The following is a 17,379-nucleotide window of genomic DNA, read 5'->3' on the forward strand; positions in this document are numbered from 1 at the left end:
CAATTAGCGCAATTTAGCCTTTTTAATACGCTTAGCTGTAAGTGTGGCGTTGTGGGCAAACTCGATTTGTATTTTACCGATAATTTTCTTTATAATTTCATGATAACAAGGTGACCTCATGTCTGACAAAAACCCGCGTTACGCTCGTATCTTGCTGAAACTCTCCGGTGAAGCCTTAGCTGGTAGTAAAGACATGGGTATTGATACCGAAGTGCTTGATAAAATGAGCTTGTCTATCGCTCACTTGCGTGGACTTGGTGTCCAAGTTGGTATCGTGGTCGGCGGTGGTAACTTATATCGCGGTGCGCAGTTGCAAAAAGAAGGTCTGGTTGGCCGTGTTACTGGTGATCAGATGGGCATGTTAGCAACCGTTATGAACGGACTGGCAATGCGTGATGCGCTTGAGCGTCGCAACATAAAAACGCGCTTGATGTCTGCATTGCCAATTGGTGAAGTCACCGAAAGCTATAGCAGTCGTAATGCCATTCGTTATCTAAAAAACGGCGAAGTTTGTATCTTTGTCGCAGGTACGGGTAACCCATTCTTCACCACTGACACCGCTGCATGTTTGCGCGGTATCGAAATCGAAGCTGGTTTGATTTTAAAAGCAACTAAGGTCGATGGCGTTTATGACAAAGACCCAAGTCTACACGATGATGCAGTCAAGTATGACGGTCTGACTTTTGATGAAGTACTAGAGCAAAAGCTAGGCGTCATGGATCTAACGGCTATCGCTTTATGCCGTGAGCATAACGTACCGCTACAAGTATTTGACATGACTAAGCCTAATGCATTGTTGAATGTCATTATGGGTGAAAATGAAGGAACACGAGTTTTTCATTAATTGATGCAATACTGGCAACTAACGTCAGTAAATAGCTAACGATTAGCAACACATAATTAATATCCCAATAGCAAATAAAAGATTTGTCGGTAACGATAAATAAGGATACACAATGATTAAAGAGATTAAGCAAGACGGCGAAGCACGCATGCAAAAAACGTTGGAAGCGCTTGAAAGCACTTTCAGTAAAGTTCGTACTGGCCGTGCGCATCCAGGTATGTTGTCAGGTGTGATGGTCAGCTACTACGGTTCTGATACACCATTGAACCAAGTGGCAAGCGTGAACGTTGAAGACTCACGTACCTTATTGGTTCAACCGTTTGACCGTACAATGGTACAAGCAGTAGATAAAGCCATTCGGGAAGCAGATTTGGGTCTAAACCCAATGTCTGCTGATGTGATTCGCGTGCCGATGCCAGCATTAACAGAAGATACCCGTCGCGATATGCAAAAACTTGCACGTGGTGAAGCTGAGAGCAGCCGAGTTTCTATCCGTAATATTCGTCGTGACATGATGAACGATATCAAAGACTTGGCAAAAGAAAAAGAAATCTCAGAAGATGACGAGCGCCGCGCTAGTGATGATATTCAAAAAATCACTGACAAGTATATCGAAACAATCGATGCTCGCTTGAGTAAGAAAGAAAGCGATTTGATGGAAGTTTAGTACTGATATACTTGCCATTTATAGCAAGAATTAGTTCGGAAGATTATCTGTAATTGAGCAGCCAATACTTTATAGCTATTGGCTGTTTATCATTATGTAGACTGATATAGTCAATCCTTTATAAAAGAGCTACAGAGTTAACCTCGCTTGAAGTATCACAGTTACATCTGCACTCGGTTGGCCTGTCTCTCTTTTAAACTGAATCAACTATATCAAGCCATATCTAAAGCAGGCCAAAGGTGTGGTTGATTGAACTGGATTCATCGCATTCTGAACGCTAAAAACTAACGACACAATTGTGATAAGTTAGTGAATTATATAAATGACGCTTTTTAATCGCCGTTGCACACGTTATTATTATTTTACCTCAACAATAAGCAAGTCCGCCTATGTCCATTTCAGCCGTTTTGGCGCCCGCTATTCTTCCTCGTCATATCGCCATCATTATGGATGGTAACAATCGCTATGGTAAGGCCAATGATTTGGGCCACGGTCAAGGACATGTGGCTGGCAAAAATGCGCTTGATCCTATCGTTGAGTATTGTGTCAATACAGGCATTGAAGTGCTGACCGTCTTTGCGTTTTCTAGCGAAAATTGGCAGAGACCGCCTAGTGAGGTAGCATTGTTGATGCAGCTACTCACATCGACGATTCATGAGCAAATGCCGCGCATGAATGAGTATCGTATTCGCTTGCGTTTCATCGGTGATCGCAGCCAGCTTAGTGAGTCATTACAAACGCTCATGGCTGACGCAGAAGAAAAAACGGCAAAGTTTGATGCGATGACGCTGGTGATTGCGATTAGTTACGGTGGGCAGTGGGATATCGCAAACGCAGCACAACAGCTGGCTCAGCAAGTGCAAGCTGGCGAATTAAAAGCTGAAGATGTCAGCGAAGAGTTGTTAGGTAACTACGTGCAATTAGCTGACACACCAGCAGTAGATATGCTGGTACGTACGGGCGGCGAGTATCGTATTTCTAATTTCTTATTGTGGCAATCTGCTTATGCTGAGCTGTTTTTCACTCCTACATTATGGCCAAATTTTGCAGCAGAAGAGCTGGCTTCGATGATCGCAGAGTTTGCTAAACGTCAACGTCGCTTTGGCAAAACCAGCGAGCAGGTAGTGATAGAGCAGCAAGGTCACTGAGCAGTGAGCTGATAGATAAGTTTAGTCGGCTCAGTTCAGTTAGTATTGTATAACTGGTCAATAGGGTCGGTTTATGCAATGATAAACGGCTTGAATTAGTATTGAATGCTATCACTAGGCCATCGTTAGTTAGCTGCTATAATGCATTGTTTGACCATCTGTTCTTCATTATTATAAGGCTCGATAAGTATGTGGCAACGAATTAAGACGGCAATTATTCTCGTTATTATCGTTGGTATTGCAATGTTTGCGAGCCAAACACCTATTTTATTTGCACCACTGTTGGCCATTGGGGTCATTATCGCCGCTCATGAGTGGGCTAAATTGATGCCTAAATGGCGCCAGCCTGTGGTATTCGTTCTATTGATTTTAGCGCTTACTATATTCTCACTGATGTTCAAGGTAACTTGGTTTTTTTGGTGGGTGGCGTCACTCATTATATGGCTGATGGCGCTGTCTTGGGTTCGAGTCTTCCCAACACAAACAAGGTGGTACGGCAACCAATTGGCAATGATGGGCGCGGTTATTTTGACGGCGTCTATTACGGCGATGTTCTATCTCTGGCAATTGTCGGCGTGGTGGCTGCTGTATGTGTTCTTATTAGTATGGTGTGCAGATAGTGGCGCATATTTCGTTGGACGCAAGCTTGGTCGCCGAAAAATGGCACCCAATGTTTCGCCCAATAAGAGCATGGAAGGGTTGGCTGGTGGCCTCGTTACAGGGCTGTTAGTTGTGGTGGCTATTAGCGTCTTTAAATTACAGTTGACCGGTGTACCGTTAATCGCATTTGTAGCGTTATCGGCCATCACTATTCTTGCCTCTGTACTTGGAGACTTGTTTGAGTCAATGCTCAAGCGCCGTGCTGATGTAAAAGATTCAGGCACTATCTTGCCAGGTCACGGTGGTATCCTTGACCGTATCGATTCTCTGTTGTCTGCTACACCGATATTTGCACTGGGTTTTTGGGCGATACAGCAGCTTGGCTTGATAGTGGTGTAAGATTATATAGCAGCACTTTTCTATTTGAACCTGTTCTGTAGTCAGTTCACCATAATATTGGTATAAGTCAGCCGAGAGCGAACAATGCATTGGTATGGCAAGCGTGGCTACTAGCATGACAATTTTATAGTTAACAGACAATATTCTATTTTTATTACTTTTAAGTATTATGGGCATTGATGGTTATGACGCAACGCATCGCCGTACTAGGCGCGACAGGCTCGATTGGCGATAGCACCTTAGCAATATTAGCGGCGCAACCGCACACTTATGAAGTCTATGCTTTATCAGGCTATCATCGCTTAGATAAGCTATTTGCACTTTGTCAGCAGTTTTTGCCGAAACGCGTCAGTGTGCCAATGTCAGCCATGGATGATTTTGCTAACAGGCTCAAAGCCGCAGGGATTGATAGTGATGTCGTAGGGGGCGAGGCAGGATTGGTAGATATCGCCACTGACTCACAGACTGATACGGTTGTAGCGGCGATTGTAGGGGCGGCAGGGTTGCCGTCTACATTGGCAGCAGCACGTGCAGGTAAGCGTATCTTATTGGCCAACAAAGAAGCTTTAGTTATGGCAGGTAAGGTCATGATTGATGCGGTCAAGACGCACAAAGCTACTTTGCTGCCGCTGGACTCTGAACACAATGCCATTTTTCAATGCTTGCCACTCGCTATTCAGCAAGACAATACACAAATTCATCAGCCAAATCATGGTGTCCGTAAACTATGGTTGACAGCCTCTGGCGGGCCATTTTTGCAGCAGTCGTTTGAGCAAATGCAGCAGGCAAGCGTCGCAGAAGCGGTCAAACACCCGAATTGGTCAATGGGTCAAAAAATATCTGTCGATTCGGCGACGATGATGAACAAGGGGCTTGAGCTGATAGAAGCCTGTCACTTATTTGATTTGCCTGAAGATAAGATAAATGTGGTCATTCATCCACAAAGTATCATTCACTCAATGGTAGAATATAGCGATGGCAGCTTTTTAGCGCAGCTGGGCAGTCCCGATATGAAAACGCCCATTGCGCACGCGCTTAGCTACCCTGATCGGATTGATAGTGGCTCGCAGCCGTTAGATTTATTTGCACTTAGTGGTTTGGAGTTTATTGAGCCAGATCTACAAAAATTCGCCTGTTTGCGTTTGGCTCGCCAAGCCATGCAAGCCGGAACGCAAGCCACAATTGTGCTTAATGCGGCAAATGAAATTGCAGTGGCGGCGTTCCTCGATGGTAAAATTCGTTTGACGGACATTGCTAATATTAATGAACAGGCTTTAAATGACATACAGCTGCCACCATTGAACGAAACTGCTGACATAGAAGATATCTTGGCAATCGATAAGATTGCACGCCACTTGACTGATAAGTTGGTAGCAAAGCTGACATAATCGTAGCAAGCGTCTCTGAGCTGATATATGACATTAATAAACGATATTAGCGAAAATGTTAATAAAAATGCTGAGAGACAATACTGAGAAAAAATCATGACGTTTTTACTAACACTTCTTGCCGCCATATTTGTCTTAGGCCCGCTTATTGCCTTACACGAATGGGGGCATTATATTGTGGCGCGGCTTTGCGGTGTCAAAGTGCTAACGTACTCTATCGGTTTTGGCCCTAAAGTTTTTGGTTGGACTAGCAAAAAGAGCGGTATCGACTATCGTATCTCAGCATTGCCACTCGGCGGTTATGTAAAGATGCTAGATGAGCGTGAAGGTAATGTCGCAAAAGATGAGCAGCCTCTTGCATTTAATCGGCAACATCCGCTTAAGAAAATTGCTATCGTTGCAGCTGGCCCTATCATGAATTTTGTTATCGCTATCGCGCTATTTTGGGTACTATTTATGACCCCATCTGAGCAGTTGGCGACTAAGATTGGACAGGTATTACCAGAAACACCTGCTGCAATAGCACAGCTGCCAGTCGGTGACAAAATCGTTGCGATTGATGGACATGATGTGCAGACATGGGAAGGTATTAACTATCGCCTTGCAGGACGTATGGGTGAGACGGATAATGTTAGCATTACCTTGCAGTCAGACGCCCAAACCGATCAGTCGACTAAGACCTATCAAGCACCAGTTACGCAGTTTATGCAAGGTGAGGCTCAAGGCAAAGACGCATTGACCAGCTTTGGTATGTTGCCATGGCAACCGCAGATTGCGCCGATTGTAGGCGGTTTGGCTCCCGATGGTGCCGCTAGCCGACAAGGGCTGAAAGTTGGCGATCGCATTACCGCTATTAATGATACAGCGATCGAAGATTGGATTACTGCCACGCGTATCATTCGTGATAATCCTGAAACGCTATTGAACTTTACGGTGTTGCGTGATGATAAGTCTGTACAGTTGCAGATTATGCCTCAAGGTAAAAAAGATAACTTGGGTAATGATTACGGACAGATTGGTGCAATGGTGGATCAGACTGAGATTGTTATCCCTGACGATTACAAGACCACTGTGGTCTACGGTCCTAGTGAGTCGTTAGTTAAGTCATTTGAAAAGACTGAGCAGCTAGCAGTAATGACCGTAAGCTCGATGGGAAAAATGCTATCAGGTATGATTGGCTTAGACAATTTATCAGGGCCAATTACCATTGCCAAAGTCGCCAAACAAAGCTTTGATATCAGTTGGCAGATGGTATTGTCGACAGCGGCGCTTATTAGCCTGAGTCTTGCTGTCTTAAACCTTTTGCCGATTCCAGTATTAGACGGTGGTCATATTGTCTATCATTTTATCGAGCTGATTCGTGGTAAGCCACTGTCTGAAGGTGTGCAAATGGTCGGTCTAAATATCGGTTTACTCTTGCTGGCAGGTTTCATGGTGTTAGCAATTGGTAATGACATCAGCCGGCTATTTTGATCGGCGGATGAGCAATATGGCTGATAAAGCACGATATACTAATGGTTTTACGCCTATTATTGGCTGATTATTGTTATGATAGGCATGCTACTCTATGTCGCAGCCTCTGTACTAATCGTAATTTTTAGTTTATTTTGTGATGCAATTTATATAAAGTGTTCTGAGTTACCCTTGCATGGGTTTATAACCTTATGCGCACGGGTTAGACAATACGTGCCTTTTAACTTAACTTAAGCAATTTTTTTATTGACGGATAGTGTTTATGCGTACGCCTTTAATTATGAGCGCGGCTGGGTTGCCGTTAGTTGTAGCGATGATGAGTATGCCAGTACAGGCTGCAGAATTTGTAGTAACTGACATCGGTTTTAATGGCTTACAACGCCTAACCCCTGATAGCCTCTATCCGGTCTTACCTGTTACGGTAGGCGATACGGTGAATGATAGTAGCTTAGCTGCCAGTATTAAGGCGCTATATGCAACTGAGAACTTTGCTGATATTCAAAGCCGTGTCGAAGGTGGCAAGCTAAGATTTGACGTCATTGAGCGTCCAACGATCGCTGAAGTTACCTTTGAAGGTAACAAGCTCATTCCAAAAGAAGGACTTGAGCAGGGACTGAAGAATGCTGGTCTTTCTGCTGGTGACGTGCTTAAGCAGTCTACTTTGCAAGGTGTGGCCAATGAGCTACAACAGCAATATATTAGCCAAGGTTACTACAATAGTAATATCGAAGTAGATCAAAAGGTCCTTGATGGTAACCGCGTAAAACTTGACGTGCGCTTTGTAGAAGGCAAGCCTGCAAAAGTTGTTGATATCAATATCATTGGTAACAAGCATTTTAGTGATGAAGAGATCAAAGACGTTTTTGCGGTAAAAGAATCTTCATGGACGCGTCTACTGTCTAAGTCTGATCGTTACGCTCAAGAAAAACTGGCCGCCAGTTTAGAGAGTTTAAAGGCGCTATACCAGAACGATGGTTATGTGCGTTTTTCAGTCGATAATGCTGTATTGAACATCAGCGAAGACAAGAGTAGCGTGTTTATCGAAGTTAGCCTAAGCGAAGGCGAGCAATACCAGTTTGGCGAAGTGAACTTTTTAGGTAAACCTACCTTTGAGAACAGTGAGCTAAAAGAGCTGGTGAGCTTTGCATCTAATGAGAAATACTCGCAAGCAAAACTGGACGAAACCACTGCTTCTCTTAAAAGACGCTATGGTAACGAAGGCTACTACTTAGCTCAAATCAGACCAGTACCACGTATCAATGACGATACTAAAACGGTCGATGTTGATTACTATATCGACCCTGCACGTCCTATCTACGTTCGCCGTATTAACTTTACGGGTAATATCAAAACGCAAGACGAAGTGTTACGTCGTGAGATGCGTCAGTTAGAAGGTACGCTGTCGTCCAATGACAAAATTCAGCTGTCACGCACGCGTTTGATGCGTACTGGCTTCTTTAAAAATGTCACTGTCGATGTTAAGCCCGTACCTAACCAGCCGGATCAAGTCGATGTGAACTATGTGGTTGAAGAGCAGCCTTCTGGTAGCTCAACGATTGCAGCGGGTTACTCACAAAGTGGTGGTGTGACTTTCCAGTTGGATTTGACTCAAAACAACTTTATGGGTACCGGTAACCGCGTCAAGGCTGCGCTTTCTCGTTCAGAGACACGTGATTCTTATAGCCTAGGTTATACCGATCCGTACTTTACAGAAAATGGTGTTTCTCAAGGTATCAGCGGTTATTATCGCAAAACCAAATATGACGACGACAACGTTAGTAACTATGTGACCGATTCATATGGTGCAACGCTGAACTATAGTTATCCTATTGATGAAACCAAACGCCTGAGTGCTGGTCTGAATGTAGACAACACAAAGGTTCGTGGTGGTCGTTACCTAGGTATATCTAATGTTCAGGAAATTCTAGACGAGGGCGGTACGAAAACGCCTGAAGTTGATACTGATGGTGTTGCCACCTTCAAGAATGATTATCAGACTTACAATCTATTATTTGGTTGGGACTACAGTACTTTAGACCGTCCAGTATTCCCTACCAAAGGGATGAGCCATGCGATTGATGCAACCATCGGTCTTGGCGATGCCAATTACCAAAAGCTAACTTATAGCGGCAATATATATTACCCTATTTATAAAGACGTGATCGCGCGTGGTTATACCAAGCTTGGTTATGGTAATGATTTACCGTTCTATGAAAACTTCTATGCTGGTGGTTATGGCTCAGTACGTGGTTATGAATCATCTACTCTAGGACCTAAATCACAAGTTTATCTTGATGCAGTCAATGATCCAGACAACCAAACCTTTACCGCAGAAGAGGTTGGTGGTAATGCACTAGCAACGTTTGGTGCTGAATTGATTTTGCCAATGCCGTTTAAAGGCGATTGGGCAGATCAGGTACGTCCAGTATTGTTTGCTGAAGGTGGTCAGGTCTTTGACACGTCTGATAAAGAAGATCGCACTTTTAACGATTCAGATGTTCCATTACTGACCCAAGATAATGACTTCCGCTACAGTGCGGGTGCTGGTATCACTTGGTATACACCAATTGGTCCAATCTCACTTAGCTATGCGGTGCCATTTGGTGACAAAGAAGGTGATGAGACTGAAAAAGTCCAGTTCCAGATTGGTAATACATTCTAAATTAATGACATTACTCTCATCTATTTGAGCAGTTTCAAAGATTGTCTCAAATAGACGGAAATATCATTAGAGCTTAGTAGGTCGTCAAAACGCATTGTTATTTTGGCGACCGTTTCATTTATAACCATATTTTATTAATAGTCATTATGATAACGATTGAGCAACTCATTACTCGAATTGAGCAGCGTCAGCCTATTATTAATAAGGCTGAGATTGATACTGAGCAATTGTGTCAACCATTCAGTAGCGTCGGTAGTTTGACGACGGCCAGTCAGCAGCAGTTAAGCTTTTTGGCAGATCCTCACTATATCTCTAGCTTGGCTAGCAGTGACGCAGGCGCGTTGTTGGTGACGGAAGCATATCGTGACCAAGTGCCTACCTCAGCGATAGCGCTAGTCGTCTCAAATCCATATTTGGCTTATGCCAGTGCCAGTCAGCTGTTTGCACGTCATTCTTTATCTAACGGGATTCATCCTAGCGCTGTGATTGCAGACAGTGCTGTTATTGGTGAGCAAGTCAATATTGGCCCTTTTTGCGTGATTGGTGACAATGTGCAAATAGGGGCGCGTAGCTCTCTCGATGCTCATGTCGTGGTTGAGGCCAATACTAGTATCGGTACCGACTGTGTGATTAAGTCGCAAGTCGTTGTCGGGCCTGAGTGTGTCATTGGCAATCACGTCAGATTGCATGCAGGGGTAAGCATCGGATCTGAAGGGTTCGGGTTTGCGCCTACTAAAGATCCTAGTAACGCAGGTTGGGAGCGCATTGCTCAGTTAGGTCGTGTCATTATTGGTGATCATGTACGAGTTGGTAGCCAGACGTGTATCGATCGTGGCGCTATCGATGATACCGTTATTGGCAATCACGTGATTATTGATAATCTGGTACAAGTTGCCCACAACGTTCGTATTGGTGACGGTACTGCTATTGCTGCTCAAACGGGTATTGCGGGTAGTACTACGATAGGTAAGCGCTGTATAATAGGCGGCGCTGTCGGTATCACAGGTCATATTGAGATTACAGACGATGTTGTTTTATCTGGTATGACCATGGTAACCAAATCCATTAAAACCGCTGGCTCATATTCATCTGGTACGGCTGCAATGCCAACTGCTAATTGGCGACGTGCTGCTGTACGTTTTCGTCAGCTAGGCAATAACTAATGCAAACACAAACAAATAATAGATATTCAAAACACAGCAAGGAAGCGTCATTATGAGCAATAACAATATAGATATCCCAACTGATGAAGACGTTAAAAGCTTAGCTGAGCAAGGTCTTACGCTACCATTGACGTATCATACGATTAAGCATTACTTACCGCATCGTTATCCTTTTATGCTGGTAGATCGTATTGTAGCTTGTACGCCAGGCGAGTGTATTACTGGTATCAAAAACGTGACTATTAATGAAGAGTTTTTTAATGGTCACTTTCCTGATGAGCCGATTATGCCAGGGGTATTGATGGTGGAGTCAATGGCACAGGTGTCAGGTGTGCTTGGTTTTATCAGTGCAGGGCTGACGGCAGAAGACGGTTACCTCTATCTATTTGCAGGTGTGGATAAAGTCCGTTTTAAACGCCGTGTGATTCCTGGTGATCAGCTTATCATTCGTGCAAAAACCGTGATGCAAAGACATGGCATCTATAAATTTGATTGTACTGTCCATGTCGAAGATGAACTGGCGGCTAGTGCGCAAATTATGATTGCACGCCAAGAGCAGCAAAAACCTGCTAATGTGAAGGGTGCTTAAGTTTTCAATAAGCCATACTGTACAAAGGGCGATATTAATTCGCTCACTATAACTGAAACAAATATCTATATGTAAACTCAACAACGCAACTGGTATTAGCTTCGTTAGTAACACTGAAATAGCGATACTTTTTTATTATTTACTCGCATCAAATGATACAAGGGCCCATCTTATGAGTCAGATTCATCCTACAGCACTCATCTCACCGTCTGCGCAGATTGACGAGACTGCTATCATCGGGCCCTACTGTATCGTTGGTGATGAAGTATCAATTGGTGCGCATACGGTTTTGCATAGACATGTCGTTGTGACTAAGCTGACTCGCATTGGCCAACATAATGAGTTTTATCAGTTTGCGAGTATTGGTGAAGATCCTCAAGATTTGAAATATGCAGGTGAGCGCACTTGGCTTGAAATCGGCGATCATAATACGATTCGTGAAGCCTGTAGCTTACATCGCGGTACAGCGCAAGATGGCGAGCTGACTAAAATTGGTAGTCATAATCTACTGATGGTAAACACCCATGTCGCACACGACTGTGTCATTGGCGATCATAACGTACTGGCTAACAATGTCGGTGTGGCGGGGCATGTGACTATTGGCGACCATACCATCATCGGTGGTAACTCAGGCATACATCAGTTTTGTACAGTAGATGACTATAGCTTGATTGGCGGAGCCAGCCTTATTCTAAAAGATGTGGCTGCGTTTACGATGGTATCTGGCAATCCAGCAAAGGCTCATGGACTCAATATCGAAGGTATGCGCCGTAAAGGTTGGTCAAAAGAAACTATTAATGTTTTACGTCAAGCGTATCGTACGATTTTCAGATCAGGTTTGACCACTGCACAAGCGTTGGAAGTCTTACATAATGAGCTATTGGCTAAAGAGCCAAAAATTCAGCTACTTATTGATTCCTTACAAAATAGCAGCCGCGGTGTTGTACGCTAAAGAAAGCATAACACGATTAAAGCATAACTCGATTAATGATTAGTTTGATACTTTTAATAAGCTAAATTCTTATGGAATGAAGGCGAATTAGATGAAAGCCATAACTATTTGTTATGGCTTTTTATATTTATGAGCACTTGACTTTTTTGGTCGCTTAGCAGAAACTGAGCGTTTACGATATTGTAATCAATTCTTTCTTAATGTTGCTGGGCGTTTTACATCGAAGCGTTTACTAAATAGCTCAACGGTAAGGCCGACTATTTATGTTGATCAAGGAAGATTATCAGTAACGTTAATTGAAGCACGAGGACGGAAAAAATGGCTATCAATAAACAAGAACATGCCCAATGGAGCTCAAGCTTTGGCTTCGTATTGGCAGCAGTAGGCTCAGCAGTTGGTTTAGGAAACATATGGAAATTTCCATACATGGTTGGCGAAAGCGGTGGTTCGGCTTTCGTTATTGCTTATTTGTTCTGTATCGCGCTGGTCGGTTTTCCGATATTAGTTGCTGAATGGTTAATTGGTCGACGTGGTCAAAAAAATCCAGTCAATACTTTTTCAGACGTAGCAGCGACTGAAGGTAAGTCACGTAGCTGGAGCATCGTTGGGGCTACTGGTATCTTAGGTGGCTTCTTAATTCTATCGTTCTATAGTGTGATCGGTGGTTGGGCGCTTAATTATATCACTAAAGTTGCAACAGGTAGTTTTGCTGGTCAAGACAGTGATTCTGTTGCGGCAACCTTTGATGCTATGCTTGCATCAGCTGGTACATTGACGATCTGGCATACGGTATTTATGATTTTAACCGCTGTCATCGTTGGTATTGGTGTGACAAGTGGTATCGAAAAAACAGCTAAGATTTTGATGCCATTATTGGGTGTGATTCTGTTCGTTATCGTTGGTTATAACGTGATGAACGGTGGATTTGGTGAAGCAGTTGCTTACCTATTTACGCCAGATCTTAGCAAACTAACGGCTGATGTTATGCTTGCAGCATTAGGTCATGCATTCTTCACCCTATCAATTGGTATGGGTATCATGGTCGCTTATGGTTCGTATTTGGGCCGTGAAGTGAACTTGCTAAAAACAGCACGTACCGTTGTTATTTTGGATACGGTTATTGCGTTGGCTGCTGGTCTTGCCATCTTCCCAATTATCTTCAGCAATGGTCTAGATCCTGCATCAGGTCCTGGTCTTATCTTTGTAAGTTTACCAATTGCTTTCGGTAGCATGGGTGCGGGTACTATCATTGGCGCATTGTTCTTCTTACTTATTACTTTTGCCGCTATTACCTCATCTATCTCGTTACTTGAGCCAACCGTTGAGTTGTTAGAAGAGCGTACGTCGATGAGTCGTACTGTATCGACTATCGTGGCAAGTACAGTAATCTGGTTGTTAGGTATTGCAGCATTGCTATCGTTCAATCTATGGTCTGACTTTACTATCATGGGTAACGGTATCTTTGATGCATTAGATAAGCTTACTAGTAAGTTCCTATTGCCTCTAACAGGTCTGGCTGCGATTGTATTTGTTGGTTGGAAAATGGATCAACGTAACATTCAGCAAGAGCTGGGTTTATCTAATGGTACATGGCAGCTGTGGCAAATTGTTGCAAAATTCATCGCACCAATCGCTGTTATTGTAGTATTTGTGACATCATTGATGGGATAGTAGTCAAAATGGACACTATTCGAATCATTAGGTGATAAAAGCAGCATAGAAAAAGGGCTTAAGATTATTCTTAAGCCCTTTTTTATTTAAACAGATTTAGATAACAAGTAGTAAATATTAAACAGGATTAACGCAAGTTTAACTCAGGAACCGTTTGACCGCGTTTGGCATAAAACTCACTGACAAACTCATCAAATTTATCTTGTTCGATAGCATCTCTGATACCTTGCATCAAACGTTGGTAATAGCGCAAATTATGAATGGTGGCTAACTGAGCACCTAGCATCTCTTTGCACTTATTAAGATGGTACAGATAAGCACGGCTAAAGTTTTGGCAAGTATAGCAGTCACATTCAGGATCTAATGGGCCTTCATCATTGCGATATTGGCTATTACGGATACGTACCACACCAGCATTGTCTGCATCGCCCGTCACAAAGTAATGGCCGTTACGCGCGTTACGCGTTGGCATCACACAGTCGAACATATCTACACCGCGGCGTACACCTTCAACTAAATCCTCAGGCTTACCAACACCCATAAGATAGCGTGGCTTATCTGCTGGCATATCATCAGGCAGGTAGTCTAGGACGTCTATCATCTCTTCTTTAGGCTCGCCAACTGATAGACCGCCAATAGCATAACCATCGAAGCCAATCTCTAACAGGCCTTCAAGTGATTGCTGACGCAAATCAGGATACATGCTGCCTTGTACAATACCGAATAATGCGTTGGTACTGCCCAGTCTGTTGTGCTCATCGATACAGCGCTGTCCCCAACGTAACGATAGCTCTAACGACTTTTTCGCTTCATCATGAGTGGCTGGATAAGGCGTACACTCATCGAACTGCATGACGATGTCTGAGTTCAAGCTGTACTGAATTTGCATGGATTTTTCTGGTGAGAGAAATACCTTTGCGCCATCGATAGGAGATTTAAAATTTACGCCTTCTTCGGTAATTTTACGCATTGCGCCGAGGCTGAATACTTGGAAACCGCCTGAATCGGTCAAGATAGGCTTGTCCCAATGCATAAACTTATGTAAGCCACCAAATTTATCAATGACTTCAGTACCCGGACGTAACCAGAGATGGAAGGTATTGCCCAAAATAATATCAGCACCAATGGCTTCGATATCACGTGGCAGCATGCCTTTGACCGTACCATAAGTACCAACAGGCATAAAAGCAGGCGTTTGCACGTCGCCATGATTGAGATGAACCGTACCACGGCGTGCACGCGTTGCACCGCTGGCCGTTTTATGTAAGACAAATTGCATATGATAACCGCTATTTAAGCTATGAAAATGACGCTAATTATAGCATTGTTAGCGGTTTTTTGGACATATAGTCAGAGAATCACTGAACTACTACGGCGTTACTCTCCCTAAATATACTACTTGTATAATTTTTAGTCGGCTACCTTGTACCCGTTTTAGCGTTCTCTAACTATAAATACTAGGTGTTATCGATATACGCGCAATATACACTTTGGTCAATATTGATTTACCATAACCAAAAAACACAGATAGCACGCCAAAAGACACAGACAGTGCTAGAGGTCTATTGATACAGTAGAAGTTATACAGGTGAGGTAGTAATCATTGCCACACCATGCTTTTAGATGCTGGAGACATGATATGAAAAAGACAGGTTATTTATTATTAATGGGCGGATTATTGTTGATATCAGGAGGGGCTATGGCTACCGAAGAGCCGAAATATACGGTGTTGACCCAAGTAGATGACTTTGAGCTGCGTCGCTATGATGAGCAGCTAGTAGCGCAAACGTGGGTGAGTGGTGACCAAGACTCAGCAAGTCGCGAAGGATTTAAGATCTTAGCGGACTATATTTTTGGTAATAACACAGCACCAAGTGGAGACAGTAGTAAAATCAGTATGACGGCACCTGTTACGATGCAAGCTGATAATAAAGAAAGTGATAATGAGTCACAGAAAATTGCCATGACAGCACCAGTCAGTATGCAACAAGACGATGGTAAGTGGCGCGTACAATTTACGATGCCTAGTAAATATACGATGCAAACACTGCCTAAGCCAAATAATCCAAACGTTGAGATTATAGAAATGCCTGCACAGACGTACGGTGTGATTAAGTTCTCTTGGCTCGCAGGAGAAGATAAAGTAGCGGAAAAAACCGAAGCGTTGCAAACATGGATGCAAGACCAAAATTTGACGCCTACAGGCGAGCCTGAATTGGCCCGTTATAACCCACCTTGGACGCTACCATTTTTACGTCGTAATGAGGTGATGATTGCTTATCGATCTAAATAGTAATCAGCACATAAAAAAAGACAGCAATCGCTGTCTTTTTCGTGCTTTATTTAAGGTATCTGAGTTAGACGTTTTGCTCACGGATGATATTAAGCATACGACGTAATGGCTCTGCTGCGCCCCATAACAACTGATCACCAACGGTAAATGCGCCTAGATACTCAGGGCCCATATTAAGCTTACGCAAGCGACCTAGCGCAACAGTTAAGGTGCCAGTCACTGCCACTGGCGTTAGGCGATTCATAGTAGCTTCTTTATCATCTTCGACCAAGTCCAACCACTCGTTGCCACTGTTTTTGAGTGCAGCTTCGATTTCTTCTAGAGGAATGTCTTTTTTCAGTTTGATCGTTAGGCCTTGAGCATGACAACGCATAGCGCCGACACGTACACACATCCCATCAATAGGAATCGTACTGGCTTCATCGTTACCCAAGATCTTATTGGTCTCGACGCCGCCTTTCCATTCCTCTTTTGACTGTTTGTTTTCTAGCTGCGCATCGATATAAGGAATCAAGCTACCTGCCAGTGGTACACCGAAGTATTGTGTAGGGAAGTCTGCTGAGCGCTGAGTCTGAGCGATTTTTTTATCAATCTCAAGAATAGCACTAGCAGGGTCAGCCAATTCGTCTTGGACGGCATCACGTAACACACCCATACCGTTGATGAGCTCGCGCATGTTGTTTGCGCCAGAGCCACTAGCAGCTTGATATGTCATCGCGCTGACCCATTCGACCCAACCTTTATTAAACAGCTCACCGATAGCCATCAGCATCAATGATACGGTACAGTTGCCACCGATAAAGTCTTTTTTGCCGTTGGCTAGGGCACTATCAATAACGTTACGGTTGACTGGATCAAGAATGATGATGCTGTCATCTTTCATTCGCAGCGTACTTGCCGCATCAACCCAATAGCCGTTCCAACCACTATCACGCAATGGTTGATGGACTTTTGACGTATAGTCACCACCTTGGCAAGTAATAACGACATCACAGGCAGCAAGTGCTTCAATATCATGAGCGTCTTTTAGTTGGCCGGTTTCAATACCATCGAATTTTGGTGCATCACCACCAGCATTACTGGTAGAAAAAAACACCGGTGTAATACCGTTGAAGTCATTTTCTTCCTGCATACGTTGTATTAATACTGACCCTACCATACCGCGCCAGCCTACCAAACCTACTGTTAAATCACTCATGAAGTTCAATCCTATTTACAATTATTTGTTGCATCGTCAACCGATAACAATGCCGTGAATGGCGCGAAAAAGCAAGGCGTTTTGGCTATTATTTGGCCGTTTTCCATACACTATTAACTATGTCGACTATAACTTTAAGTTATTACTATTGAAGAGGTACTTGGCTATCTTGCGACCTCAAAAATATAGTGTTTAATAAATCATGCATTACATTGAATGAGCCAATATTGTAACGTTTTATGATAGTTGTCGCATAATTGAGACTCACCAGTAGGCGAGAATCTTCTGAAATGCTAAAGTAAGTCTCAAACACAATTACTCGACGTTAGTTA

At 43.4% G+C, this 17,379-nt stretch carries 14 protein-coding genes; 12 read left to right on the forward strand and 2 right to left on the reverse strand.

Translation table 11 applies throughout. The features are described from left to right. Positions 1-118: 118 nt before the first annotated feature. From pyrH to ACQKCP_RS00680, 11 genes are all read left to right on the forward strand, one after another. Positions 119-844 carry a UMP kinase gene (gene pyrH, locus ACQKCP_RS00630; protein ID WP_057759121.1) on the forward strand — a complete coding sequence of 242 codons (726 nt, stop codon included), beginning with the start codon at positions 119-121 and terminating at the stop codon, positions 842-844. A gap of 112 nt (positions 845-956) precedes the next feature. After that, positions 957-1,511, forward strand: a complete 555-nt coding sequence (frr, locus tag ACQKCP_RS00635) for a ribosome recycling factor (protein WP_057759123.1) — start codon at positions 957-959, stop codon at positions 1,509-1,511. Positions 1,512-1,900: 389 nt separating this feature from the next. Continuing rightward, a complete protein-coding gene (uppS, locus tag ACQKCP_RS00640; RefSeq protein WP_427610900.1) occupies positions 1,901-2,659 on the forward strand; it encodes a polyprenyl diphosphate synthase in 759 nt (252 codons plus the stop codon). A gap of 189 nt (positions 2,660-2,848) precedes the next feature. After that, on the forward strand, positions 2,849-3,658 hold the full coding sequence (locus ACQKCP_RS00645; RefSeq protein WP_427610901.1) for a phosphatidate cytidylyltransferase: 810 nt from the start codon (positions 2,849-2,851) through the stop codon (positions 3,656-3,658). Positions 3,659-3,837: 179 nt separating this feature from the next. Further along, complete coding sequence (gene ispC, locus ACQKCP_RS00650) at positions 3,838-5,046, forward strand: 1-deoxy-D-xylulose-5-phosphate reductoisomerase (protein WP_427610902.1); 1,209 nt, start codon at positions 3,838-3,840, stop codon at positions 5,044-5,046. A 96-nt stretch (positions 5,047-5,142) separates the two neighbouring features. After that, positions 5,143-6,519, forward strand: a complete 1,377-nt coding sequence (rseP, locus tag ACQKCP_RS00655; protein WP_427610903.1) for an RIP metalloprotease RseP — start codon at positions 5,143-5,145, stop codon at positions 6,517-6,519. Positions 6,520-6,781: 262 nt separating this feature from the next. Beyond that, positions 6,782-9,181: an outer membrane protein assembly factor BamA gene (gene bamA / locus ACQKCP_RS00660; RefSeq protein WP_427610904.1), complete on the forward strand. Its 2,400-nt coding sequence runs from the start codon at positions 6,782-6,784 to the stop codon at positions 9,179-9,181. A 146-nt stretch (positions 9,182-9,327) separates the two neighbouring features. Next, positions 9,328-10,344: a UDP-3-O-(3-hydroxymyristoyl)glucosamine N-acyltransferase gene (gene lpxD / locus ACQKCP_RS00665; protein WP_427610905.1), complete on the forward strand. Its 1,017-nt coding sequence runs from the start codon at positions 9,328-9,330 to the stop codon at positions 10,342-10,344. Between the two features lie 52 nt (positions 10,345-10,396). Continuing rightward, positions 10,397-10,933 carry a 3-hydroxyacyl-ACP dehydratase FabZ gene (gene fabZ / locus ACQKCP_RS00670; protein ID WP_238068215.1) on the forward strand — a complete coding sequence of 179 codons (537 nt, stop codon included), beginning with the start codon at positions 10,397-10,399 and terminating at the stop codon, positions 10,931-10,933. 172 nt (positions 10,934-11,105) lie between these two features. Beyond that, the gene (gene lpxA / locus ACQKCP_RS00675; RefSeq protein ID WP_201579408.1) at positions 11,106-11,885 is read left to right on the forward strand and encodes an acyl-ACP--UDP-N-acetylglucosamine O-acyltransferase; all 780 of its coding nucleotides are present in this window, start codon (positions 11,106-11,108) and stop codon (positions 11,883-11,885) included. 318 nt (positions 11,886-12,203) lie between these two features. After that, on the forward strand, positions 12,204-13,556 hold the full coding sequence (locus tag ACQKCP_RS00680; protein ID WP_427610906.1) for a sodium-dependent transporter: 1,353 nt from the start codon (positions 12,204-12,206) through the stop codon (positions 13,554-13,556). Positions 13,557-13,683: 127 nt separating this feature from the next. Here ACQKCP_RS00680 and tgt read toward each other — a convergent pair whose 3' ends face one another. Then, positions 13,684-14,835 carry a tRNA guanosine(34) transglycosylase Tgt gene (tgt, locus tag ACQKCP_RS00685; RefSeq protein ID WP_057759140.1) on the reverse strand — a complete coding sequence of 384 codons (1,152 nt, stop codon included), beginning with the start codon at positions 14,833-14,835 and terminating at the stop codon, positions 13,684-13,686. 360 nt (positions 14,836-15,195) lie between these two features. Here tgt and ACQKCP_RS00690 point away from each other — a divergent pair, with 360 nt between their 5' ends. Next, on the forward strand, positions 15,196-15,849 hold the full coding sequence (locus ACQKCP_RS00690; RefSeq protein WP_427610907.1) for an SOUL family heme-binding protein: 654 nt from the start codon (positions 15,196-15,198) through the stop codon (positions 15,847-15,849). 64 nt (positions 15,850-15,913) lie between these two features. On the opposite strand, the gene asd is transcribed toward ACQKCP_RS00690, so the two are convergent. Further along, a complete protein-coding gene (gene asd / locus ACQKCP_RS00695) occupies positions 15,914-17,047 on the reverse strand; it encodes an aspartate-semialdehyde dehydrogenase (protein WP_397476877.1) in 1,134 nt (377 codons plus the stop codon). Positions 17,048-17,379: the final 332 nt, after the last annotated feature.

The organism is Psychrobacter sp. NPDC078631, from assembly GCF_050268165.1.
GTDB lineage: Bacteria > Pseudomonadota > Gammaproteobacteria > Pseudomonadales > Moraxellaceae > Psychrobacter.